Source organism: Dyadobacter linearis (assembly GCF_907165045.1).
In the GTDB taxonomy this organism is placed as follows: domain Bacteria; phylum Bacteroidota; class Bacteroidia; order Cytophagales; family Spirosomataceae; genus Dyadobacter; species Dyadobacter linearis.
Window position 1 is genome coordinate 176,424 of record NZ_CAJRAU010000001.1, and the last position, 24,382, is coordinate 200,805.

At 48.4% G+C, this 24,382-nt stretch carries 18 protein-coding genes; 11 read left to right on the forward strand and 7 right to left on the reverse strand.

The features are described from left to right. The first annotated feature begins 192 nt into the window (after nucleotides 1-192). Nucleotides 193-1,749 (forward strand): carbon-nitrogen hydrolase family protein, encoded by a 1,557-nt coding sequence (locus KOD92_RS00670; RefSeq protein WP_215231594.1) that lies wholly within the window; start codon nucleotides 193-195, stop codon nucleotides 1,747-1,749. Nucleotides 1,750-1,821: 72 nt separating this feature from the next. Here KOD92_RS00670 and gdhA read toward each other — a convergent pair whose 3' ends face one another. The 4 genes from gdhA to KOD92_RS00690 all read right to left on the reverse strand — a co-directional run bounded on the left by gdhA (nucleotide 1,822) and on the right by KOD92_RS00690 (nucleotide 6,417). After that, nucleotides 1,822-3,138, reverse strand: coding sequence for an NADP-specific glutamate dehydrogenase (gene gdhA / locus KOD92_RS00675; protein WP_229254552.1), 1,317 nt, complete (start codon nucleotides 3,136-3,138; stop codon nucleotides 1,822-1,824). A 130-nt stretch (nucleotides 3,139-3,268) separates the two neighbouring features. After that, a complete protein-coding gene (locus tag KOD92_RS00680) occupies nucleotides 3,269-3,661 on the reverse strand; it encodes a YidH family protein (protein WP_215231596.1) in 393 nt (130 codons plus the stop codon). Nucleotides 3,662-3,709: 48 nt separating this feature from the next. After that, on the reverse strand, nucleotides 3,710-5,836 hold the full coding sequence (locus KOD92_RS00685; protein ID WP_215231597.1) for a cation:proton antiporter: 2,127 nt from the start codon (nucleotides 5,834-5,836) through the stop codon (nucleotides 3,710-3,712). A gap of 2 nt (nucleotides 5,837-5,838) precedes the next feature. Then, nucleotides 5,839-6,417: a hypothetical protein gene (locus KOD92_RS00690; RefSeq protein WP_229254470.1), complete on the reverse strand. Its 579-nt coding sequence runs from the start codon at nucleotides 6,415-6,417 to the stop codon at nucleotides 5,839-5,841. Nucleotides 6,418-6,607: 190 nt separating this feature from the next. Here KOD92_RS00690 and KOD92_RS00695 point away from each other — a divergent pair, with 190 nt between their 5' ends. After that, nucleotides 6,608-7,912, forward strand: a complete 1,305-nt coding sequence (locus KOD92_RS00695; RefSeq protein ID WP_215231598.1) for a sensor histidine kinase — start codon at nucleotides 6,608-6,610, stop codon at nucleotides 7,910-7,912. Nucleotides 7,913-7,961: 49 nt separating this feature from the next. Here KOD92_RS00695 and KOD92_RS00700 read toward each other — a convergent pair whose 3' ends face one another. Next, the gene (locus KOD92_RS00700; RefSeq protein ID WP_215231599.1) at nucleotides 7,962-8,615 is read right to left on the reverse strand and encodes a response regulator; all 654 of its coding nucleotides are present in this window, start codon (nucleotides 8,613-8,615) and stop codon (nucleotides 7,962-7,964) included. A gap of 209 nt (nucleotides 8,616-8,824) precedes the next feature. Between KOD92_RS00700 and KOD92_RS00705 the strand changes: the two genes are divergently transcribed. From KOD92_RS00705 to KOD92_RS00745, 9 genes are all read left to right on the forward strand, one after another. Then, nucleotides 8,825-9,274: a DNA-binding transcriptional response regulator gene (locus KOD92_RS00705; protein WP_215231600.1), complete on the forward strand. Its 450-nt coding sequence runs from the start codon at nucleotides 8,825-8,827 to the stop codon at nucleotides 9,272-9,274. Between the two features lie 154 nt (nucleotides 9,275-9,428). Then, a complete protein-coding gene (locus tag KOD92_RS00710) occupies nucleotides 9,429-12,185 on the forward strand; it encodes a DUF6923 family protein (RefSeq protein ID WP_215231601.1) in 2,757 nt (918 codons plus the stop codon). A gap of 183 nt (nucleotides 12,186-12,368) precedes the next feature. Continuing rightward, nucleotides 12,369-13,613 carry a sensor histidine kinase gene (locus KOD92_RS00715; RefSeq protein ID WP_215231602.1) on the forward strand — a complete coding sequence of 415 codons (1,245 nt, stop codon included), beginning with the start codon at nucleotides 12,369-12,371 and terminating at the stop codon, nucleotides 13,611-13,613. 45 nt (nucleotides 13,614-13,658) lie between these two features. After that, nucleotides 13,659-14,075, forward strand: coding sequence for a response regulator (locus tag KOD92_RS00720; RefSeq protein ID WP_215231603.1), 417 nt, complete (start codon nucleotides 13,659-13,661; stop codon nucleotides 14,073-14,075). 79 nt (nucleotides 14,076-14,154) lie between these two features. After that, entirely contained in the window at nucleotides 14,155-14,394 is a 240-nt protein-coding gene (locus KOD92_RS00725; RefSeq protein WP_215231604.1) for a hypothetical protein, read from the forward strand. Further along, nucleotides 14,391-14,825: a response regulator gene (locus tag KOD92_RS00730; RefSeq protein WP_215231605.1), complete on the forward strand. Its 435-nt coding sequence runs from the start codon at nucleotides 14,391-14,393 to the stop codon at nucleotides 14,823-14,825. The genes KOD92_RS00725 and KOD92_RS00730 overlap by 4 nt, the downstream gene beginning before the upstream one ends. A 104-nt stretch (nucleotides 14,826-14,929) precedes the next feature. Further along, nucleotides 14,930-15,196, forward strand: a complete 267-nt coding sequence (locus tag KOD92_RS00735) for a hypothetical protein (RefSeq protein ID WP_215231606.1) — start codon at nucleotides 14,930-14,932, stop codon at nucleotides 15,194-15,196. Between the two features lie 53 nt (nucleotides 15,197-15,249). Continuing rightward, a complete protein-coding gene (locus tag KOD92_RS00740; protein ID WP_215231607.1) occupies nucleotides 15,250-16,116 on the forward strand; it encodes a response regulator in 867 nt (288 codons plus the stop codon). 69 nt (nucleotides 16,117-16,185) lie between these two features. Next, a complete protein-coding gene (locus tag KOD92_RS00745) occupies nucleotides 16,186-20,697 on the forward strand; it encodes a CheR family methyltransferase (protein WP_215231608.1) in 4,512 nt (1,503 codons plus the stop codon). 80 nt (nucleotides 20,698-20,777) lie between these two features. Here KOD92_RS00745 and KOD92_RS00750 read toward each other — a convergent pair whose 3' ends face one another. Together KOD92_RS00750 and KOD92_RS00755 are read right to left on the reverse strand one after the other, a co-directional pair. Beyond that, the gene (locus tag KOD92_RS00750; protein WP_215231609.1) at nucleotides 20,778-21,158 is read right to left on the reverse strand and encodes a response regulator; all 381 of its coding nucleotides are present in this window, start codon (nucleotides 21,156-21,158) and stop codon (nucleotides 20,778-20,780) included. A 10-nt stretch (nucleotides 21,159-21,168) separates the two neighbouring features. Next, nucleotides 21,169-24,309, reverse strand: coding sequence for a PAS domain S-box protein (locus KOD92_RS00755; RefSeq protein ID WP_215231610.1), 3,141 nt, complete (start codon nucleotides 24,307-24,309; stop codon nucleotides 21,169-21,171). Nucleotides 24,310-24,382: the final 73 nt, after the last annotated feature.

Here is a 24,382-nt window from a genome sequence, read left to right on the forward strand (position 1 = left end):
CCGGACAGAAGAAATAATATATTAACGTCGACAATTGGTACCTTTGCGTGAAATTGAAATCGATCAAACCCTGCGAAAATTGATTTGCAGGGTTTTGTTTTTTCAGGAACAGACCATTTAAATCAACCAGCTATCACAAAATCAGTCCCCGGCCTGAACATGAACGAGACAGGCAAACCGGAGCAAAATACCATGGAACCAAACAAAGACAACAAGACAATTGAGAATATCGAGCTGGTATTTTTGAAGCCCGAAGACTACCAGGAGATCAAGGAAATGATGATCGAGACCTATTCCAGCATGCCCGATGCGTATTGGAAAGAACATCATATCAAAACACTGACCAATATTTTTCATGAAGGCCAGGTGGGTATCAGAGTTGATAACGAGCTTGCGGGCTGTGCGTTATCGATTATAGTAGACTACGAAAAGGTCGACTCCAAACATACTTACAAAGCGATAACGGGCAATTACAGTTTTAATACCCACACCGACAAAGGCGATATTCTTTACGGGATCGATGTATTCATTCGCCCCAAATACCGCGGACTTCGGTTAGGCAGGCGCTTGTATGATTACAGGAAAGAGCTTTGCGAGAAACTTAATCTGAAAGGGATCGTATTCGGAGGCCGGATCCCGAATTACCACCAGTATTCACATTCAATTTCCCCAAAGGAATATATTGAAAAAGTGAGAAACAAGGATATTCACGATCCTGTTCTAAATTTTCAATTGTCTAACGATTTCCACCCGGCGAGGATATTGCAGGGGTATCTGGAAGGCGATAAAGATTCGAATGAATACGCAGTGCTGCTTGAATGGGACAATGTTTACTATGAGAAGATCTCGGATCAGGCCGCATTTAAAAAGTCGATTATCAGGCTGGGGCTGATACAATGGCAGATGCGATTGTACAGCGATTTCGACGAACTGATGCAGCAGGTGGAATATTTCGTGGATGCAGTATCGGGTTACCGGTGCGATTTTGCATTGTTCCCCGAGTTTTTCAATGCGCCGCTGATGTCGGACTACAATCATCTTGCAGAGCCGGACGCGATCCGGAAGCTGGCAGAATTTACAGAAAAGATCGTCAACCGCTTTTCTGAGCTGGCGATCTCCTACAATATCAACATCATTACCGGGAGCATGCCGGAGGTGGTTGGAAATAGTCTGTACAATGTGGGCTACCTGTGCAAAAGGGACGGCGGGGTTGAACGGTTTGAAAAATTGCACGTTACGCCCGATGAAGCCAAAGTGTGGGGAATGCAAGGCGGCAACAGCCTGAAAACCTTTAATACCGACTGCGGGAAAATTGGTATTCTGATCTGTTACGACGTAGAATTTCCCGAACTAAGCCGCATTCTGGCCGACGAAGGAATGAATATCCTTTTTGTGCCATTTTTGACAGACACCCAAAACGGCTATTCGCGAGTAAGGAACTGTGCGCAGGCGCGGGCGATCGAAAATGAATGTTACGTGGCCATTGCAGGAAGCGTGGGCAACTTGCCGAAAGTCCATAATATGGATATTCAATATGCTCAGTCTATGGTATTTACGCCCTGCGACTTTTCGTTTCCTACCAATGGAATCAAAGCGGAAGCGACACCAAATACAGAAATGATCCTGATCGCCGACGTCGATATTGATATGCTGCGGGAACTGAATCAGTTTGGAAGTGTAAGGAACCTGAAAGACCGGCGGACCGATATTTATTCCATCATGCGCAGAATTGAGGGGCAGGATAAGTAAGGACGCTGCAACATTAACATAAACAACCCCGGTTACGCCTTCGATCGAAAGTGCAGCCGGGGTTGTTGTTATTTACACCAATCCCTGCGCCAGCATAGCGTCGGCTACTCTTACAAAGCCACCTATATTGGCGCCTTGCAAATAGCTGATGCGGCCGTCGGGCTTGCGTCCGTAACGCAGGCAGGTTGAATGAATATTCAATATAATCTCGTGTAATTTCTTGTCTACCTCCTCGCGGGACCAGGATAAGCGGAGCGAATTTTGCGACATTTCCAATCCTGAAACGGCTACGCCGCCTGCATTTGCGGCTTTTCCGGGCGCATACAGAATATCATTATTCTCAAATACCTCGATCGCTTCGGGCGTGCAGGGCATATTCGCGCCTTCTGCTACACAATAGCAGCCGTTTTTGATCAGCAACTGTGCGTCTTTTGCGTCCAGTTCGTTCTGTGTGGCGTTCGGCAGGGCAATATCACATGGAACTTCCCACGGCGTTTTTCCGGAAACAAACTCACAGCCGAATTTCTCTGCATACGAGTTGATCCGCCCGCGCTCTTCATTTTTTAAATGCATGATGTAAGCAAATTTTTCCGCATCGATCCCATTCTCGTCGTAGATATAACCCGATGAGTCAGAAAGTGTTATAACCTTAGCACCCAGCTCAATGCACTTTTCGAGGGTGTATTGTGCCACATTGCCTGATCCGGAAATGACTACCCTTTTTCCTTTGATACTGTCGCGGCGCTGTTTCAGCATTTGCTCCACAAAGTACACAACGCCATAGCCCGTCGCTTCCGGGCGGATCAGGCTTCCGCCGTAGCTTGCACCTTTGCCGGTTAATACGCCGGTGAACTCGTTTTTAAGTCGTTTATATTGACCAAATAAAAAGCCGATCTCCCTCGCTCCTACCCCGATATCGCCCGCAGGAACATCGTTATCTGAGCTGATATGACGGAAAAGTTCGGTCATAAAGCTTTGGCAGAAGAACATAACTTCCCGGTCCGACCGCCCTTTCGGATCAAAATCAGCGCCTCCCTTTCCGCCTCCCATTGGAAGCTGGGTCAGGCTGTTTTTGAATATCTGCTCGAAAGCAAGGAATTTGAGTGTACCGAGATTCACAGAAGGATGGAAACGCAAACCGCCTTTGTAAGGTCCGATCGCACTGTTCATCTGCACTCGGTAACCCCGGTTGATCTCCACTTCGCCCAGATCGTTCATCCAGGGAACCCTGAAAATGATAACGCGCTCAGGCTCCGCAATACGTTCCAGAATTTTCGCTTTCCGGTAATGCGGTTTATCCTCAATAAATGGAATAATAGTATCGGCGACCTCCCGGACAGCCTGGTGAAACTCATTTTCACCCGGATTCCGATCGATGATCCGGGTCATAAAAGATTGTACTGAAGTCACTGTTGGTGTGGTTAGTAATACAAAAGGTCTCTCGTTGGTAGTGGTGTCAGAATATTCAAAGTTAAGAATTCGCTATTGCCACCCAAGATATAAATGCATTTGAGCACGTTTAAACGCTTTGCAGCAGATAAGCGATCAATAGCATACTGATCAGAAAAATAACGCCGGTAAGAAGGGTTGTCAATAAAGTTGTAGGTTGATAACGTCCCGTCTTAAGTTGCATTTCTGTCCTGCGGTACTGCATGAAGGCGAACAGGATCGAGAGCGTACCGAGGGCGACCAGGATAATCCCGATAACCGACGAATATCCCTGAGAAGGCGCGGTTACCTTCGTATTTAACACAATACCAATTTGTTTCACAAACAGCGAGAACTTGACAACTACAAACCCGAATGCCATAATTCCAATCCCTGTCCTGACCCAGGCAAGGTAAGTCCGCTCATTGGCCAGGTGATCATTGGGCTTGAAAGGCGATGGATCGTTGTCTTTTCCAGAGTTCATTGTCTATTCATCTTTTTAAATTCAATTGTTATCACTCTTGTCGTTCAACTACCCCGGGAAGATCTTGCTGATCATCCGGCCGATCTCAACGAAATCGTCGTGGTTACTCACAGATCGCTTCTCGATTTCGTCTGGATCCTGTTGTGAGAATGGATAGATCATGAGAAAATTGTTATTGAGCGCGTGCTCATTCAAAAAGTCGGGCATGAGGCCCAGGCGCGGGAAGTAAGACGCCATTCCCCGCTTGGCCATAAAAATGACGAGCCCCTCATCTTCCGAAATCCGGGTAGCCGCAACTTCCGCCTCGCCCCAGTAGTCGATCAGGTGCAGGGACATTTCAATCGCCGATTTTTTTGCCACTCTTTCGATGATTCCAATGATCGGCTCGCTGGTATAAAATGCCATTTCGGCACCCGATGATTTTCCTATATTCCAAACACGGAGTAATGCCTGAAAGAAGCCCGGCTCCTTATCCGCCTTCGCGGGAATCAGTACGATGTATTTTTTAATGGTAGAAATAGGCTGCGCCGCGTGGTAGATCAGCGTATTCACATTGTCGTTTTGCAGATAACCATTGGTGAGGTTGTCAACCAGCGACGGCGTAAAACCCTTTTCAGTCTGCAACCCCAGCACCAGGTCTGTTACCCGTTGTTCCTTAATCACATTGTTGATCCCGGTAGCAACGTCACTGTCATATCTGGTCAGCGGCCTGATCTGGACGTCGGCAGCGGCGGCCGTGGTTACTGCCATGTGCAGCGTTTTTTCAGCATTTTTTACAGACGATTCATTCTTTTCGTCATTGATCACATTGAGTGCAAACAGTCTGTCCTTATTATGTGACGCTTTGATCAACAAACTCAGATTTACCACTTTTTCGACATTCTCTTCGTAGTTGATCGCCATCAGAATACTCTCACTTTCCGGACTGATCCCCGACGCAGTCGCTTCTTTATCCGCCGCCGCAATCCTGGCCGCGCTCGACATGGACACAAACGAGGATACCGTACAGGAAACCAGGATCAACAGAATACTACCATTCAAAACGTGCTCGCTCAGCAAGCGGACAGATTCGCCGGCAGTGGTTTCGGAAACGATAATGTTGTACCCGACCATTACAGACGCCAGCGTGGCAGCCGCCGACGCCGAGCTCATTCCAAAAATCAGCATTCCTTCGTCCTTGCTTAATTTAAAGGTTTTCTGGGTCAAAATAGCCGCCACATATTTGCCACCAATGGAAGCTACCAGCATCACCGCCGCCACAACGAGGGTTTCAATACTTTTGAAAAAAACAGTGAAATCGATCAGCATACCCACGCTGATCAGAAAAAACGGGATGAAGATCGCATTACCAACAAATTCCACGCGGTTCATTAATGCAGAAGTGTGCGGGATCAGACGATTGAGTGCAAGACCTGCAAAAAAGGCACCGATAATAGCTTCAATTCCCGCTAACTCGGCCAGCACAGCAGCGAGGTAAATCATCACCAGTACGAATATGTACTGGGAAATCTTATCGTCGACTTTCTTGAAAAACCACCTGCCGATGATCGGGAATACGAGCAGGACCGTCAAACCAAATGCGAGCACAGAAAGCCCCAGGCGCAGCCAGAATGCAGTATTGACCTCTCCCTGCGTCATTCCTACCACAACCGCCAGCACCAAAAGTGAAAGGACGTCGGTCAGCATCGTACCTCCGACAGTGATATTGACAGACAAATTCTTTGAAATACCCATTTTGCTGACGATCGGATAGGAGATCAGTGTGTGGGAAGAGAAAAGACTGGCAAATAATACGGAGGTCAGCAACGAGAAATTCAATATGTAATAGCCGCCGATCATCCCCAATACAAATGGTACGATGAAGGTGAATGCGGTGAAAGTCACACTCTTGCCCATATTCTTTTTGAAATCGCCCATATCGATTTCAAGCCCGGCGAGGAACATAATATAAAGCAGGCCGGTGGTACCCGTCACCACTACACTGCTGTCCCGGGAAAGGAGGTTCATCCCATTGGGCCCGACCAACGCGCCGGCGATCAGAAGTCCCAGTAAATGAGGCACTTTGATCTTGTTAAGCAAAAGCGGGGCGCCCAGGATAATGATTAGTTCCAGCAAAAACTTCAATACCGGATCTTCAATAGGCAGGCTGCCGATATGAATATTTAAAAGGTGCATGGCTATCGGTTTAAGCGTGTGAGTTCCATTGAAAATTGGGCAGTACAGGCTTTATCAATGCCGGTGGTCTGCGAACCTTTTAAGAGCGTTGGATTTTCTCTTTTCAGATCGACGCTGATCTCCATGTTTTTGGTGGCCGAGGTATCGCTTTTGAATTGGAGGTAAATGCTTGTGCTGTCAAATCTGGCAGAATAGACCCTGACTATCTGGTTGTTATTGATAACCCGGGTATAAAGTCCGGTGGAGTCACTGATGAATTCCCAGGTATTGGAACGCTGGTCGCCGATCACATATTCGCTGCAATTGGACTCGCGGCAAACTGACTTGGCACTCCACGCGCCGGCGATCTCTTCCGGCCACTGCTGGATTGCAATAGTAGTTGTATCGATTTTGGTGAGAAGACTATCCCGCATTTTTAACAGTGACTGATAATCAGCCTCTTTCAGGGCAAATGCTTTCTCTCTATCCAGAATCTGCTGCTCGCGCGCAGCAAGTTCCCGCTCTTTTTCCTTATCCTGACAGCTCGCCAGAAACGTTGCAAAGAAGAAGATCAGCAGGAGGTGTTTACGGTTTATCATCATGTTTTAAAAATAAATGGGCGGCAGGAAGATTTCACTCTGATGACTACTAAGTTAAAAAAGCATTCCCTAATCCTGCTCTAAAAACATATAACTTCGTTGAAAGATGAGCAAATCTGGTGTTACATCTTGTCACTTGTTAAAGCGCTATATCATACTTTTAGCCGATTTCTTTACTAATTCTTCTGCTATTTTGAATTCCCTGAAATCCCTGATTGCTTCGATCCGAAATCGCGGGCAGCACCTGATAGGGCAACCGGATGACCTGTCTTTACAAACCCGCATTTACCACTTTGTTTGCATAACTACCATTGCGGTGATGTTTTATGTACTGATTTTCAGTGCTATCCAGCAGATGGTATATTATGCCCTGATCACGCTACTGCTGATTCCGCTGCAAATTTTCCTGCTTTACATTTCCAGGTTCAGGAACCGGACTGCATTGTCCATGAAGGTCTATATCCTGCTCATTCACGGATTTTTTGTGATCAGTTATCGGCTGAGTGCGGGCATTGCCGGCTCAACTTTGCTTTCTTTCAGTATTGTCTTTTTCCTGTCGCTGGCCATAGTACCGAGGAAAGAATACGTATTGCTGACGCTTCTAAATCTGGGTACCGTAGCCGGGCTCCTGCTTGCCGAATACGACAGTCCCGCATTTGTACTCACCCATTATGCAGACAGGGCCGAGCATTTTATAGACATTGCTTCTACTTATGCTGTCACGATCATTCTGATGCTCTCTGGCCTGGGATATATCATCAAAAACTACACAACTGAAAAGGAAAATGCCGAGGCACGAGCCTCTATACTGGATGAGCTGCACGAGGAGAAAGCAAGGTTAATTTCTATCATTTCTCATGATTATCACACGCCCCTGGCCAATTTGCAACATGCGCTCTACATCATGGACACACACGAGCTGAGCCCTTCCGAACTCAAAATTTTTACCGGTGAAATGCGTAAATCTGTTGTGAACACGCAAAGCCTTTTGACAAACCTGCTAGAAATTACCAAAACTGAAAACGGACTTTATTCCTTTGATATGGTCACCTCTTTTTCAGTTTGGGAGGCGATGAGCGAAACATTGGATGTATATAGTGATATCGCCCGGTCAAACGGCCAGCGGATCGAGGTTTCAATTCCAGAAAAGCTGCATATCAATGCCAATCAGCACCTTTACACCACCGTTATCAGAAACCTTATCAATAATGCAGTGAAATATGCGGGAAGCGGCGCCTCTGTTCGCTTTTCATATCAATATCAGGAAGGATATCACGTTTTTCAGGTGGCTGACAATGGCCCGGGGATTCCTGAAAAAGTACAGCAGGAAATACTTCAAAGCTGGAACCAGTCCGCCAGAAATGTCTCGCGCTCCGGGGCGATCGGGCTGCCTCTTTCCAAACAATATGCCGCGGCGCTGAGGGGAGATCTGTTATTCGAAACCGGCCCGGGAGGGACAACTTTTTTTCTAAAAATCCCTGCTGCTGCTCCCGAATGAAGTATCAGGAATGCTGGTCTTGGAATTGAATAACCCTGCAAAAACTATTTCAAACCAGATCCAATTTGTCATTCTCGTAATAGGCATCCATTTTTCTGGAAAGCTCCACCATATTGGTAACATTCAGCTTCTGGAATATTTTGGCTTTCTGTGTACCGACGGTCGGCACGGCGACATTCAGTTCCTGCGCGATTTCTTTGAGCCACTTGCCTTTCAGCAACAACGCCAGGACCTGTCTTTCCCGCGGCGACAGCGCGCGGATCGGGTCCACCGGGAGCGGTTCATTGTTTACCAAATTGCTGACCATCAGTTTATGTACAGCCTGACTGACATACTTTTTACCTTCCAGGACGGTCTTGATAGCGTTTTTGGTCTCCGCTTCCGTGCTGTATTTGTGGAGAAATCCTTTTGCCCCGCTCTGAATATAGATAGGCGCATTGAACAATTCATCACGCGAGGTACAGATCAGGATATTGATGTCGGGCTGCACCGCCTTGAAACGCCTGATCATTTCAACACCCAGCCCTCCGGGCAGCCCCAGGTCAAGAATTATCAAATCCATTTGCTGCCGGCAGTGCTGGTCAATTGCTTTTTGGAAGGAATTGGCAAAAAATAAAGTAACACCATCTGCAATACTTTCAGCCATGGCCCCCATGCCAAAACAGATCATGGGATGGTCATCTACAATCAATATGTTGGGCATATCAAGGCCTTCAATTCTATAAAACTATTTCACTAAACGTTGTAAAGATATTGAAAACACCTTGCACTTGCGCAAGGTAGAACCGCCTTGCACGCTCATCATAATTTTACTATATCTTCTGATAGGTTGTTTAGCGAAGTTTGCAGGAATTTGCGACAACTATCTTCTCGCCAGTTCATCTTCCCTATCCCGTTAAACAATAAATCAGAATGCTCCGCATCGCTGTTATCGATCTGCAACCGCTATCATGCATAGGTATACAGGCATACCTCCAGGAACTGTTAAAAGATATTGAGTGCCAGACCGCCTATACTACAAAGGCTGCCAGCGCACTGCACCTGTCGTCTGGGCTGGACCTGATCATATTGGGTCTCAACCGGAAAACACAACATGAAATGGTGGATCTGATAGCGCAGTTAAATGAAGCAGGTTCACAGATCCCGGTGGTAATAATGTACGAATACTTCGATGTGGCGCACCTGAGACAATTACCCCGGCACACCGCAAGTGGTTTAATTTCCAAGCGGACCAACATCGAACAACTGGCTGAATGCATGGCGGCTGTGCTATCGGGAAGCTCCTTTATGTGCGAAAAAACGCGCCAGCATATTATCGATGTATTTGCAGAAAGCGGGAGCCGCAGGCGATTGGTACAGTGATAAAGGCCGGTAACAGGGATGATAAACCAGGCTGAGGCTGTCGGAATAGTTCCTGATATAATCCGTAATAGATCGAAATATTATGATTTCCCCGCGTTCGATCCCGGTCTACTTTTGCCCTCGCTTGTATGTAACTAATCGTTAACCAAAACGTATGAATAAACATTTTCGAAAATCAATTCACACCGCTAAAAACAAAATCAGGGTTGCGGTCCTGGCGTCGGTCATGACATTACCGGTGTACCATGCATTTGCCCAGCAACCAGCTTTTGACTGCTCGCAGGCGAGCTTTGTCATTGGTAACCGCAGTGTGGGTGGAAGTAATGTATCGGACGGGTACACCCTGGACCTTTCCACGGGCGAGTCGGCCCTGGCGAAATCACCTCTGATCAGTTCCGGCAGCGCATTCGTCAACGCAATCGGTTACAACTCCGTCGATAATTATATCTGGGGATATAGAACAGGTACCAACCAGCTCGTCCGCATCGGCAGCGACTGGTCCGTTGAATTTTTCGACGTCACCGGGTTCGCTTCCACCGGTTTCACGACCGGCGATGTGAGCCCGGGCGGTTTAATGTATCTATACACCACCAGTGCGGCAAGCTTTACAATCGTAGACCTGAACCCAGGCTCGACCAACTACCTTGTTGCGCAAACCGTTCCTACCAGTGGCACCCAGCTCAACGACTGGGCCTTCAACCCGGCCGATGGGCTACTTTATGGTTTTGGGACAGATAAGGTCCTTTACCAGTTTGACCCTGTTTCCGGTACACGCACTACATTAGGCGCAGTCACAGGTGGCGGCATCGAGACTTCTGCCTTCACGGGTGCATTCGGCACTGCTTTTTTTGACACGGACGGTAATATGTTCGTCGGTAACAATAGCAGCGGTGCTATTTTCAAAATTTCCGCCCCGCTGAATACATTGACAGCCAGCCTGTTCTCGACGGCCAATGTAACGCCCGGCGATGGAGCCCGTTGCGCGAATGCATCGGTACCTGTACCTCCTGTGGCTGTGAATGATGAGCTCAACGTGGCTTGTGAAAGTGCTTTGATAGATGTACTGGCGAACGATGTGGCCGGAGACGCGGCAATCGTCCCTTCAACTGTCCGGCTGATTGAGCCGGGTACTTCCAATCGGGTCACTTCGCTCGCTGTTCCGGGCCAGGGCAGCTACGAGGTGAATGTTGTCACAGGAGCAGTTACATTCACGCCTGTGGAAGGTTTTATAAATACCCTTTCCGTGAATTATGTGGTAGCCGACAGCGACGGGCTGGAAGGTGAGGGAAGTATTATCATTACGGGCAACTGCCCCGCACAGCCTGCATTTCCATGCTCCGAGCTGAGTTATGTGATCGGCAACCGCAATGTCAATGGATCCAACGTTTCGGACGGCTATACCCTTGACCTTTCTACCGGTAACGCGGTACTGGGCAAGGCGGACCTGATCGACGGCGCGAATGCTTTTATCAATGCAATTGGTTACAATGTTAAGGACAACTATATCTGGGGGTTTCGCTACAATACCCAGCAGCTGGTAAGGATCGGCAGTGACTGGTCGGTGAAGACTTTTCCGGTATCCGGCTTCCCTACTCCGCTTCCTGGTTACGCTACGGGCGATGTCAGTCCTGAGGGCATACTTTATCTCTACGCCGCCAATAGCACAGAGATCACAAAGGTGGATCTGAACCCCGGCTCGGCTGGCTATCTGACCGCTGTGACCGTACCAACAACTCCCACCGAGCTTAACGACTGGTCTTTCAACCCTGCCGACGGCCTGCTGTATGCATTCGGTACAAACAAGGTCCTTTACCAGTTTGATCCAATAACCGGCAGCCGGACAACGATTGGCGCAGTGACAGGCGCAGGTATCGAAACTTCGGCCTATACCGGCGCTTTTGGTACTGCATTCTTCGATTCGGACGGAGATCTTTATGTAGGGAATAATGGTAGCGGGGCGATTTTCAGGATCAGCGCGCCACTATCAAATCTGACAGCCTCCCTATTTTCAACTGCGAATGTTACGCCCGGTGACGGTGCCCGTTGCGCAAATGCGACAGTTACAGATCCACCAGTTGCCGTGGATGACGCCGCAACCGGTACCTGCAGTGCAACCGTCGTGGATGTGCTTTCAAATGATCTGCCGGGAAGCGCACCGATCACTATATCGAGCGTACAGTTACTTACACCTGGTACTCTTGAGCGCGTCACAACACTGGCTATCGACGGGGAAGGACAATATTCGGTCAATCCTGAAACCGGTTCTGTTACATTTACAGCTTCAAACGGTTTCCGTGGCACCACGTCTGTGGATTATGTACTTGCCGACGGAAATGGTCTTGAATCCATTGGAACCATCACCATTGAGGTAGATTGTCCGCTGCCTGTCACCCTTGTATCTTTTGATACGCGTAAGGAAAACAGGACCGCGCAGCTAAGCTGGTCAACCACTGAAGAAGTAAACTTCGATCGTTTTGAGATCGAGCGCAGCACGAATGCAAAGGTTTGGACAAAGATCGGGACGGTTGGCTCTATTGGCGAAAGCAATACGACAAAGCATTACACTTTCAATGATCTGTCGCCGGAAGCAGGCGAAAACCTGTACCGGTTAAAAATGGTCGATCACGATGGCACAATCGCTTTCAGCCGTGTCAGAAGTCTTACGTGGGAAGGCGCACTCAGCGCACATATTTACCCCAACCCAGCCACCGACCGCATTTACTTGGATCAGGCTGGCACGAAGGCGGTTGCTCATGTGCGCATTTACAATACCTCTGGCACAAAAGTATCAGCGTCAAAACTGCATGATAACTATGTCGACGTCAAAAAACTACCCACAGGCGTTTATATCTTGGAAATCACTTATCAGGACGGTTCAATCGGAAGTTTCCGGTTTGTACGTGGAAAATAACAGGTAGCTGTAACGCTCCCGCAAAACATTGGCTATGCCAATCAACTGCTTCTTCAAGCAGTTTAACGTTGAGTAAGAATTAACACCTCTTGTTATTAATGAGAGGTGTTTTCGTATATTTTAAATTTATGAAACGCAAAACCTTCTCTGTTCGGACGGATCTTGCATTCCAAAACAACAATAATGAACCACAATATTCATAAAGCAGGTGTTGTAGTCGCGGCTGCTATTCCACTATTTATTTTACCTGCCCGCATTTCCGAAGGCCAGTTGAATGACCCGGTCAATTTAATAGGATCCGAAACAGTGATTTTTCTGATGTCGCTTACCTGCTGGTATTGCATCAACTTTGTTCAGCGTAAAATGGGCGCCTGGCAGGCGCTTTTGATTTCAGTGCTTTGCTGCTGTGTCCTTTCGAATCTGTTCTATTTTACCTTCAACCCGCTCTTCAAAGACTTTCCCTTCCGGACGGAGCAGAACTCGCTGGTTATTAAAATCCTGATGTTATCCAGCAGGGGTATCCTCATGAGTGTCATTTTAATCCCAACTGCCTATTTCCTCAAAAGAGACCAGCAGGCACGGTATCAGCGACTTGAAAATGAGCGGCTTGCAGTGGAACGGGTGAAGGTTGAGAACCGGTTGCTGGAACAGGCGGTAGTGGATCGTACGAAAGCATTGCACGAAGCCCTGGCGTCCCTTGAAACTTCCCAGCGCGACCAGGAGCATCAGTTATACATTCAGTCTCGGCTGATGGCATCCATTTCCCATGATATTATCGGACCTTTCAATCACATGGTGATCATATGCAGTATGGTCAGAGAAATGCTGAGCAGCCAGCAATATGCACAAGCGGGCAGGTACAGCGCCGAGCTCCACAAGTCAATGGAAACGATGTTCGTGTTCATACGGAACCTCCTGGAATTCGCCAAGCTGCCTGTTCAGCAGAAGCTTGCGAAAATTGAGACTATTAACCTTTCGGAGCTGATCAATAGCAAAACCGAGCTGTTTGAAGCAATTATTAAAACCAATGGAAACAGCCTGCTTGTAGAATCGGACCGGTCGCTGCATGTATCAAGCAATCCGGCACTGCTGGGGATCGTGTTGCACAATTTGATCGACAATGCAAACAAGCACACATCCGGCGGGGAAATCAGGATCAGGGCCTTCCTTCAGGAGGGGCAGCCCCACCTCATCTGCGAAAATACAAACGCGCATATTCCGCCTGAGGTTTTGGAATGGATCAACTCGGATATTCACGCCGCTCAGACCATTCTCTCGCCAGTTATGATCGAGAACCTGGGTATTGGGTTGATTCTGGTCAAAGAAATCACTTCACTCCTGAAAATTCCACTGTCAATGACTTACACGGGCAACACGATCAGCGCCAGGTTAACTTTCGAATCTGCTGAACGGCATGCCTTTTGCTAGCAGAAGCGATTTATCTTACAAACCCCAGTATACCATTACAGGGCCATGGAACTATACATCGTCGATGATAACCCGGACCATCAATTTTTAGCGTACAAATTGATTAAAACATTAGATAAACCGTACCGGGTAACCTTTTTTGAAAGTGGCCGCTCCCTTCACAAACACATGCAGCAGCTGAGCCGCCTGGACCAGCCTGAGGCATTCCCAAACCTGCTGGTTTTGGATTTCAATATGCCGGGGATGAATGGTATTGAGTTGCTCAGGTTGCTACGCCAGCCACCTTTAGGAAATTGTCCCCATATCAAAGACTTACCTGTTGTGATTATGACCAGTTACATTAGCTCACTCCAAACTGAACAGTGTTACCAGGCCGGCGCGAATGCTGTGATCACTAAACCACTGAATTTTGCTGTGCTTGCGAGTACATTTCGGGCAATTTGTAAATTTTGGATTGGATAAGCTGGCGATTCGCTACTTCTGCAAACGGCGGGAACGATATTTATTATAAAAAGCCCATCATCCAAAAAACATAACTTTTATGGAAAGCAACGATCAGAGAAACACGCCCATTAAAGATGATGCAGTAAGAGAGGCGCTCGCTTCCGGCAGAAATGCGAATGACAACTTTCAGCAGGAGCCCGAGAATGAATATGGCATGGACGAGTCTGCGCCAGATGCGGATGCAGAACGCGAAGAGCGCGACATGATCAAGGGTGGCAAGGGCCAGAGAGGCGTGATCAGGAACCGGAATGATGATTTTGATCAGGAGGAGCAATGAAATCGTTCGACAACATGAAGCCTATCTATATTGTAGATGATAGTGCTGATCAGCGTCTGTTGCTCGGATATTTCATTAAACGGATCAATCCCGAATACCAGATTACATTTTTTGACGGTGGCAGGGCATTGCTTGATTCACTCGCAATCGCTGCGGAGACCGGCACGGCGCTTCCACAGATCATCGTCCTGGATTTACAAATGCCGGGAATGACCGGCTATCAGGTTCTTAAAATGATAAAGAGTCCCGATCAGAATGAGAAACATAAGGAAATCCCGGTCGTGATCCTGAGCAGTCACATGGACCAGGACCTCATTAACCAGTGCCTGGACGCCGGGGCACTGGCTTTTTTACATAAGCCTGTCGATTTTGAACAGTTAAGAAAGCTTCTCTCCGGAGCCGATATATTAGCGACCCGATCAGCCCGCTGACCGGTCGCTTTTTTTAAAGATTGATATTTTCAGCCCAACAAAACTTGCATCTTCTTAAATATTTTGGGCTTATCTTAGAGCTTCATTAGGTAAATAATAGCGTCTTGGATAAAAAATATGTCACCCAGGCGTTCGAACTCCGCCTAAAAGGCCGGTTCGATGTTTTGTTAGCCTACTACGGGGATAGACTCTTTCAGTTACCTGCAATCATCGTTGTCGCACAGATCGAAGACGAATTGGGGATTTCCATCCCGGAGCATTCCATCTACACACTCAAAAAGCGGCTCAAAAAGAGCCGGCAGCAGTCTGATGCAGTTTCTGCAAGTGATATTGCTGTTGAAACAATTCCTTCTCTCTCAAATTCAAACTAAAACAAACAGCCAGGATCGGCAAACGATGATTGTACAATAAGAACGAGCAAAGAATGAAGCAGATATACCTGGTGGATGACGATGACGATGACCGGCTATTGGCCCGCCAAGCGCTGGAAAGCGTTGCAGAAGAGATAGAGATCGTTGAATTGACCAACGGATACCAGCTGCTTGCCGTTTTGGAAGCAGCCCCTTCGGTGGAGCCTGCAATGGTGCTGATGGATATGAATATGCCCCTTGTAAACGGGATCGAAGCCCTGGCCGCTCTGAAAAGCCGCGATGATTGGCGCCATATTCCGGTAGTGATGTTTTCTACCACCGAAAATCCGAAATTCGTAGAAAAAGCCTATCAGTTAGGTGTCAATGCTTACATTGTCAAACCCGCAAGCTTCGAGGGTTATACCCGCATGGCGCAAGCCGTTACGCTCTGTTTTCTTAACCGTTATATGCCGCGGGGTGGCGAGTTTTATACAGATAATGATATTGCAAAAAATATAGTGATCATCGAGGATAATCCCGATCATGCCGTGCTCATGAAGTTTTTACTAAAAAAAAATGCGCCGAAACTCAACGTCGTGTTCCAGACTTCGCAGGAAAGTGCGGTCAGCTTTTTTCAATCGCTTGGTGAGAAGGCTTCTGCTGCCATAGATCTGATTATACTTGACCTTTATCTGCCTGACCGCGAGCAAGGCCTCGACCTGCTTGTCTGGCTCCGATCAACCTTTATGGAAAGGGGTATACCCGCAGTTCCTATTATAGTATTGAGCGCTTCGTCGCATCAGCGGGACATTAAGGCGAGTTACGGACTCCAGGCAAATGCTTATTTAACCAAAACAGCCGAGCCGGCAGAGTCTTTTTCCTATCTGACTGACTTGTGTTCATATTGGTCAGACACGATCTCTCTCCCGGCAAACCGTTAATGCGCACCGTATAGTGATATAAGAAAGCCCGCACAATTTTCCTTATTCTTTATGACTGATCACGGGCCCATGTCCAACAGCAAAAATTCTGAATACACAAATTTACTGCCTAGTAAGCAGCCCGTGCCTATTGTCGCTATCGGCGGTTCGGCCGGTGGTCAGCAGGCGATGAGCGAGCTGCTCTCCTATTTGCCTGTCGATACAGGCCTGGCGTACGTGTATATCCAGCACCTGTCGCCGGATCTGGACAGTAAGCTAGACGCAATTTTTTCGGCAAAAACGTCGATGAAGGTTCTCGAAGCCGCACATTTGATGCCGGTAGAGCCCAATCATCTATACATTATACCTCCCGGCAAAACCCTCGAGGTCATCGACGGTGTGTTGGTACTGACTCCCCGAAAGCCACGTCCAGAACCTAATCTGCCCATTGATCAGTTCTTTTCGTCTCTTGCCGAAAGGCAGAAAGACGGTGCGATCGGCATTGTGCTTTCCGGTATGGCCAGCGATGGTACGCTTGGATTAAAGGCTATTAAAGTGGCCGGCGGGATCACCATTGCACAGGATGAAACGGCAGCTTTTCAGGGTATGCCCCAGTCGGCCATCTCGGAGGGTGTCGTGGACATGGTATTGCCTCCCAAAGAGATTGCTATCGAGCTTTCCAAGCTTAGCAGCCATGCAGACATTTTTCAGCTGACATCGGAGAGCAGCGAAGCAGTCCAGGATGATTCTGACAAAGAAGACCTTAAAAAAATACTCGCTTTTGTCAAGTCTGCGGCGGGTGTTGATTTCAGTCATTATAAAAAAACGACCGTAAAGCGAAGGATCGTCCGGAGGATGTTGCTCTATAAGCTGCAAACGCTTGCGGAATATGTGATCTATTTAAAGAAAAACCCTGCCGAAGCGGGTATTCTCTTTAATGATCTGCTGATCAACGTAACCAACTTTTTCCGTGATCCTTCGACCATGGAGCACGTAAAAAAGCAGATACTTCCCCGGATCATCCAGGGCAAATCCGGCAGCGAACCTGTCCGTATCTGGGTAGCGGGCTGCTCCACCGGCCAGGAAGCCTATTCCATGGCTGTGATGATGCTGGAAGTACTGGGCGACAGGGCTACCAGTCTGCCGGTACAGATCTTTGCCACAGACCTGAGTGATATGGCAATTGCAAAAGCCAGAGTGGGGGTTTTTACCAAAAGTGAGCTCATTGATGTTTCGCCGGCGAGACTTGAACGTTATTTTTCCAAGGTTGACGATTACTACCGGGTCAATAAACTGGTGCGGGACCTTTGTGTCTTTGCTCCGCACAACCTTTTAAGTGACCCGCCATTTTCCAGGATGGATCTGATCAGCTGCCGCAATCTGCTGATCTACCTCGATGATGAGCTGCAAAAGAAAGTATTTGCCACCTTCCATTATGCATTGAAGCCGGACGGATATTTGCTACTGGGAAAATCCGAGTCTGTTGGCAGTTCGTCTACGCATTTTGCGCAAGTTGAAAAAACGCAGAAAATATTTGTGCGGAAAAATAACACCCAGACTAAAATTTCCCTCGATATGGCATTTAAGAGCAACACACCCATCGTACCGATCAAGACGCTCACGACCAAGACGACCGAACTGGTCACTGTGGGCGATTTGGACAAGTTGGTCGACAACCTGCTTCTTTCTCAGTATGTGCCGGCCAGCGTGGTCATTGATCAGGACCTGGAAATCATACAGTTCAGGGGAGTTACCGCACCTTTCTTGCAGCACGCAGCCGGGAAAGCCAGTTTGAACCTATCCAAAATGGCACACCCGTCACTGGTGTTTGAGCTCCGGAACATTGTTCATAAAGCGCGCAAAACGGCAGAAAGACAACGGAAAGACGGCCTGGAAATCAGTTACCCGGAAAAGCCCATCTATGTCAATATTGAAGCTGTACCAATTACGAACCCGGCCAATCAGCAGCTTTTCCTTGTTTTGTTTGAACAGGTGAGCGAGAATGTGGCGAACGTTTCCAATACAGGCGACACCGGCCAGCGCAACCGCCAGCTCGAAGCCGAGCTCACGGCGCTAAGGCAGGACATGCACTCCATTGTGGAGGAGCAGGAAGCCAGTAATGAGGAACTGCAGTCGGCCAATGAAGAGATTGTCAGTAGCAATGAAGAATTGCAGAGCATCAATGAAGAGCTTGAAACGAGCAAAGAGGAAATTGAGTCGGCGAATGAAGAGCTGCAAACCATTAACCAGGAGCTTCAGACCAGAAACGACCAGCTGACCGAGTCCTATGAATATTCGGAGGCGATCCTATCTACTATCAATGAAGCGACCCTTGTTCTGGACGAGCATATGCGCATTAAAAGTGCCAACCATGCTTTTTACAAATTCTTTTTAACAGATCCTGATCGGACAGAGGGACAATTGATCTATGAACTGGGCAGCCGGCAGTTTGACTTTCCGGAATTCCGTGATTTAATGCAACAGGTCGCCACCTATAATGCGCCCGTAAGTGGGCTTGAAGTCAATATGCGGATATCTTCCACGGAGCAGCGGACGATGGTGATACACGCCAGAAAGCTGACCCTTCACCGGAAACAGATCACGCTGTTGGGTTTTGAAGATATTACCGTCCACCGCCGCGAGCAGCGCCTGTTGAACGAAAGAAAGCAATGGTTTGAAAAGCTCGTCGACAACGCGCCAGCCATGATCTGGGTTCGCGGGGCCGATGGAGAGATCAATTATCTGAACAAAGCCTGGCTCAATTTTACCGGAAAGCCAGCTGGTGAAAGCCAGGCGATTTTTTATGCGGCAGTCCACCCTGACGACCTGCAGTCTTACAAGGATACCTTCTCTCAAAACCTGGTTCACCAAACAGAATTCAGTTTGGAATACCGTCTTAAAACAGGCGATGGCGACTACCGGTGGATATTGGAAAACGCAAGTCCTATGTTTTCCGCGGACGAAACCTTTACCGGTTATACGGGCAGCGGGGTAGATATACATTTACAAAAAACGCTGACTGAGCGACTTAACGAGCATGTCGACAAAAAAACCGTGGAGCTTAGTGACGCCAATCAAAAGCTTACACGATCTGCCGATCGCCTTCAGAGCGTGCTCAATGGCGTTCCGGCGTCGGTGACGCTCATGGAGCCTGTGTATGCCGAGGACGGGCGCATTGCCGACTTTACAACATCCGTATTTAATGAGAAAACCCTGGAATTTACTGGCCAGAATAGTGAGGAGATTCAAAACAGGACACTACTCGATGTACTCCCAGTCCTGAAAGATGTCGGGATTTTTGATAAATACGTACAGGTCCTGGAGACCGGTGATGCAGCATATGAAGAACTTTCTTTCCGGCAGATTATTCTTGCCTTTTTTATTACAAGGCAGGTTGATCGGACCGGCATAGTCGTTACTACATTGGATATAACTACACGAAAACAGGCAGAAATTAAGCTGAGTGAGGTTGCGGTAAGCCTGCAAGCGGTGCTGGACAGTTCGCCCGCGTCGATTGCATTTTTCAAGGCAGTTGAAGATAAGAATGGGCAGCCAGTCAATTTTGTGCTGGTTGTTTGCAATCAGAAATTCTCTGCCGACTTTGGAAGACCAGTCTCCGAACTGGTGGGCATGTCTGCGGCCGAGCTTCGTTCCGCGCAGCATCACCAGGAGATGAAGGAGGTTTACACGACCAGGATACCTTTTTATGAAGAGCATCTGCTAAACGATCAGTCCAGATGGCTGGCTACTTCTATGACCAGACATGACCATGGGATAGCTATCACCGACCTGGACATTACCGATTTCAAGGAAAGCAATTTTGAACAAATAAAGCTGATCAAGCAGCTGAACAGCTCCAACGATCTGGTTGAGTCACTGGCGACAATGAAAGAATATGTGCAGCAGCGCGGCGCCTTTCTGCGGTCGTCCTTCCACGATCTTCGTGGCAGTTTTGGTATCATTGTGGGAGCAACTGCCCTGCTTAATACCATCGATACCCACCATGAACGGGAGAAGATCCTTGAAATGCTGCAGCGCAACCTGAATCAGGTTTCACAGATGATGAACCAGCTGCTGGACTATTCGAGGCTGGAATCAGGTGAGGAAAAATTGCATATCAAAAGCTTTGATGCGGGAAGCCTGTTAACAGAACTCTGTGCCGGGTTCCATCAGCTCGCTCTGGAAAAAAATCTGTTTTTACATTTTGAAGGCCCTGCAAATCTGCTTGTAGAAGGTGATGATGTCAAAGTCCGCCGCATAGCCCAGAACCTGATTTTAAATGCATTGAAATATACCCGCGAAGGTGGCGTGAATATCAGCTGGCAGGCGCTTGAATCGGACAGCGGACAGGTTACCTCATGGAAATTCGTCGTCGCTGATACCGGACCGGGACTTGCGGAACACTTGCAGGCAAAAATGAACGGCACAGGTACCCACCATTATAATCCGGATATCGAACCCAATACGGAGGGGCACGGGGAAGGGATCGGGCTTTTTATTATCAAACGCCTTTGTGAGATTCTCCGAGCTGAGTTGACTGTGAACAGTGAGGCGGGCGTCGGAACAAGCTTTCAGATTACAATCCCACTAGCTTATTCATGAGACCGGCCAGCCCATCATTTGCAAAAGGGCGCTATCTGGTCTTGTAGGATCAGATAGCGTAGTAATCAGTCTTCAAATGGCTATTGTTTTTTGAGAAAAGAATCAAGCAGGTCTATCAAAGCGATGAAGTCCACAGGTTTAACCAGGTGTGCATTAAAGCCTACCTCGGAAGACTTGCGCATATCTTGCTGCTGGCCGTATCCCGAAAGCGCAACCAATGGAAGCTCGGTTCCGTGATTGGCACGCAGCAAGGTAGCAGTTTCATAACCATCCATTTCAGGCATTGCAAGATCCAGTATAACTAGGTCAGGGCTCAGCTTTTCGACGGCTTCGAGGGCACCTTTGCCCGAGTAGCGCGTATGCACAGTATAGCCTTTCAGCTCTAAGAACATCCCAACTGTATAGGCTGCGTCCTGGTTATCATCAACGACCAGGATTGTATATTTATCCGTGTTTTCCATTCTGAATGGCTTATAATGCTGTTATAACTGGCAAATAAATAATAAACTCACTTCCTGTATCCAGCCCGGCGCTACGGACCTCGATCCGTCCGCCGTGTTTTTTAACAAAATCTTTAACGAGCGTGAGGCCCAGCCCGAGGCCGTCGCGCAAGCGTGTCCGGGAGGAGTTGACCTGGACAAATAATTCAAAGATTCGGTCCAGCTGATCCTCCGGGATCCCGATACCATCATCACGCACCTTTAAAACGGCGTACCCGTTTTCCTGCCCCAGCTCTACCCAGATGTGCCCTTCCTCATTGGTAAACTTGATAGCGTTCGACAAAAGGTTGCGGACTGCCTGGGTGAGGCGTGTAGGGTCTCCTTGCAGGTAAATGGGTTCATCCGGGACCGCCGCCTCAAGATGACGATGTTCGCGGTTGGCGATGGGAAGTGCAGTCTGTACCGCATCTTTTACCAGGGCTGAAAAATCTATGCGTTCAAGTTCCAGCACAACCTTACCCTGATTAATGCGGCTCACATCCAAAAGATCGTCTACGAGCCGTACCAGCTGGACAACTTCCCGCCGCATCATCGAAACAGCCTTGTCGAGGGGCAACTTATCGTGCATGCCGCCCGTCAGTTCAAGTACCATCAGGGTATTGGAAAGCGTTGCCATCGGGTTACGCAGTTCGTGTGCCAGCAATGCGAGAAACTCGTCCTTGCGGCGATCCGCATCCAGGAGTGATTCCTCCGCATTTTTCCTATAAGTAATATCCAGGATAAATTCCACATACTCGTTCTGGCTTAGCTGCGTACCTGCAAACAAACCCCACCAGCGGGAACCGTCGGGACGTTCCAGCTGCTTCTCGAAAGGCGAACTGCGACCTACTGCCCTGAGCTCGGCGAGCGCCCGCTGCGTAACCGGCATCCAGTCTGGCAGTGTCATTTGCCTGGTATTCAGCTGACGGCTTTCGATCTCAGGCAGGGTAAAACCGCTCATCCGTAAAAAAGCTTCATTTGCATCAATGAAATTTCCCTCTTCATCGAAAAACAGTACCCCTACCGTTGGAATGCTCAATGCCCGTTGCAATCGCTCCTGCGATCTCAGGAATGCCTGTTCGGCTTCTTTTCGGGCTGTCAGGTCTCTCATCATCTTTAAAACCCCTATTATATTGCCGTGTTCATCCAGCAGCGGAGTCGTGACGCCGGAACCGTAAAAACGGGAACCGTCCTGGCGCAAATGCCAGCGTTCGTTTTCGCAGCGACCGGTTCTAAGCGCCTTGGCTACTTCCAGTTCAGGGGCATGTTCTGCCCTGTCCTCGGGGACAAAAACAATGTCGCCGGACCTACCAATCATTTCTGCCTCCGTGAAGCCGAGAATTTGTTCCGCGCCATTGTTCCAGCTGGTAACATTACGGTCGGTATCCAGGGTGAGGATCGCGTAATCCTTGGCACTCTCCAAAATAGCACGTTGCCGCTGGTCGCTGCGCCGTAAAGATTCTTCCGCCTGTTTCCGGTCTGTTATATCAAACATCACACCACTCATACGGAAAGGCTCACCGTCTGCAATACCGGTTACACGCCCGTAACCGCTCATCCACCGGATAGTACCGTCATTTTGCCGCACAATCCTGAGATCTGAATCGTATAGTCCATTCTCCTCGATAGCCCGCCTGATTTCGGCTACTACTCTGGACTGATCGTCTTTATGTATCCGGTTAAAAAATGCCGACGACGGCATCGGGTGATCCTCTACCTCCATGCCCAGAAGCTTGAAATGTTGCGCATTCCACACTACCTCGTCGGTTGTCAGATTCCATTCCCAGGTAGCCAATTCGGTAGCGTCAATAGCAAGCCGCAGCCGCCTGTCCGAATCTGCCAGTGCTTCCTCCGCTTTCGCGCGCTGTACTGATGCCCACGTGCGCTCTGCGACTTCTCCTACCAGTGAGACTTCCAGATCAGTCCAGTTACGCGCCTCGCTCTGGTGTATTTTCATGGCGGCCACCCATTTCCCTTCTTTGTTAAGTGGGGTAGTGATGAAAGCCCTCACTCCGATACTTTGAAAAGCCTCGCGCTCGTTAGGTGCCAGCCGATCATCAGCCATTACATCGTTGATAACTACCGTGTTTCCAGCCCTGGCTTCATCTATCAGCCACTTTCCGAACAGCGCCGCAGGATAGTTACCGATGACAGGCATGATTTCCTCCGATGCCAGGTAATTGCGTGCTATCGAAAATTCGTCTTCGGCGCCTACTATTTCGGCATAGATAACCCTGTCTGTTTTTAGTTTCGCTCCCACCAAAGAAGCCGCAGTCTGCTGAATTTCCAGGGATTCCGCGAGCGGCCTTATTTTATCGCTCAATTCCAACAAAAATGCCCTCCTCTCCTCTGCTACCTTACGTTTTGTAATATCACGGGCCGAACCAAACCATTCGGTAATGTCGCCGCTACTATCCAGCAAAGGTATAGCCCTTGAAAACGTCCAGCCAATGCTGCCGTCGGCCCGGTAAACCTGATGTTCAAGTTCAAAAAGACACTTATTTGTGATCGCTTCATCAATCGCTACACGAACCCTTTTCTGGTCAGCGTCCGGAATGTATTCCTCAAACCATTGGTCGTTTGTTCTTAAAGTATCAGCCAAAAAGTGAAAACCTTTAAAATTGACCATCACACGCCAGTCGGCACTCATGCGATACAACGTATCCGAACTAAGCATGGTCAGCAACCGGAAATGCGTTTCAGATTGAGTGAAATTGGCTTCGGCCTGCTTTTCTTCCGAAATATCAACACAAGCCCCTACCCATTTCACGATTTCCCCGTCTGCCCCCGGAATGGGAAGTATCCTAACGTCGTTCCAGCACCAGCTACCATCAGGTTGCCGCAACCGGCACGCCAACCGTAGCTTTTGCCCGCTCTGAACAGCTGTCTGCCAGCGCGCCAGTGCGTCGTCTATGTCGTCCGGATGCACAGACTCCGTCCACCCTTTTTCCAGCCAGCTTTCAAGTTTTTGCCCGGTATAGGCGCGCCATTCGGGCGCATCTTTGAAAGCCTTTCCATTGACGTCAGTTTCCCAGGTCGCTGCGACGAGGGTTTCTACCAGCATTTTATATTCCGGATTTTTCAGCAGGTTAGAGGTTTCGCCAATTGGCGCCGGGTCAGGATCGTTGATCATTGAAAAAAATTGAAGTGTGTTCCTTCGCAAACAACGAAAATCCTGTCTAAAGTAAAATCCATGCCAGGTTTTT

Excerpts from the sequence above, each read along its gene's own strand:
- KOD92_RS00730 (WP_215231605.1), top strand. The coding sequence starts at position 14,391 with ATGAAATCGTTCGACAACATGAAGCCTATCTATATTGTAGATGATAGT.
- KOD92_RS00670 (WP_215231594.1), top strand. The coding sequence starts at position 193 with ATGGAACCAAACAAAGACAACAAGACAATTGAGAATATCGAGCTGGTA.
- KOD92_RS00745 (WP_215231608.1), top strand. The coding sequence starts at position 16,186 with ATGTCCAACAGCAAAAATTCTGAATACACAAATTTACTGCCTAGTAAG.
- KOD92_RS00720 (WP_215231603.1), top strand. The coding sequence starts at position 13,659 with ATGGAACTATACATCGTCGATGATAACCCGGACCATCAATTTTTAGCG.
- KOD92_RS00740 (WP_215231607.1), top strand. The coding sequence starts at position 15,250 with ATGAAGCAGATATACCTGGTGGATGACGATGACGATGACCGGCTATTG.
- KOD92_RS00750 (WP_215231609.1), bottom strand. The coding sequence starts at position 21,158 with ATGGAAAACACGGATAAATATACAATCCTGGTCGTTGATGATAACCAG.
- KOD92_RS00725 (WP_215231604.1), top strand. The coding sequence starts at position 14,155 with ATGGAAAGCAACGATCAGAGAAACACGCCCATTAAAGATGATGCAGTA.
- KOD92_RS00705 (WP_215231600.1), top strand. The coding sequence starts at position 8,825 with ATGCTCCGCATCGCTGTTATCGATCTGCAACCGCTATCATGCATAGGT.
- KOD92_RS00715 (WP_215231602.1), top strand. The coding sequence starts at position 12,369 with ATGAACCACAATATTCATAAAGCAGGTGTTGTAGTCGCGGCTGCTATT.
- gdhA (WP_229254552.1), bottom strand. The coding sequence starts at position 3,138 with ATGACCCGGATCATCGATCGGAATCCGGGTGAAAATGAGTTTCACCAG.
- KOD92_RS00685 (WP_215231597.1), bottom strand. The coding sequence starts at position 5,836 with ATGCACCTTTTAAATATTCATATCGGCAGCCTGCCTATTGAAGATCCG.
- KOD92_RS00755 (WP_215231610.1), bottom strand. The coding sequence starts at position 24,309 with ATGATCAACGATCCTGACCCGGCGCCAATTGGCGAAACCTCTAACCTG.
- KOD92_RS00710 (WP_215231601.1), top strand. The coding sequence starts at position 9,429 with ATGAATAAACATTTTCGAAAATCAATTCACACCGCTAAAAACAAAATC.
- KOD92_RS00680 (WP_215231596.1), bottom strand. The coding sequence starts at position 3,661 with ATGAACTCTGGAAAAGACAACGATCCATCGCCTTTCAAGCCCAATGAT.
- KOD92_RS00690 (WP_229254470.1), bottom strand. The coding sequence starts at position 6,417 with ATGATGATAAACCGTAAACACCTCCTGCTGATCTTCTTCTTTGCAACG.
- KOD92_RS00700 (WP_215231599.1), bottom strand. The coding sequence starts at position 8,615 with ATGCCCAACATATTGATTGTAGATGACCATCCCATGATCTGTTTTGGC.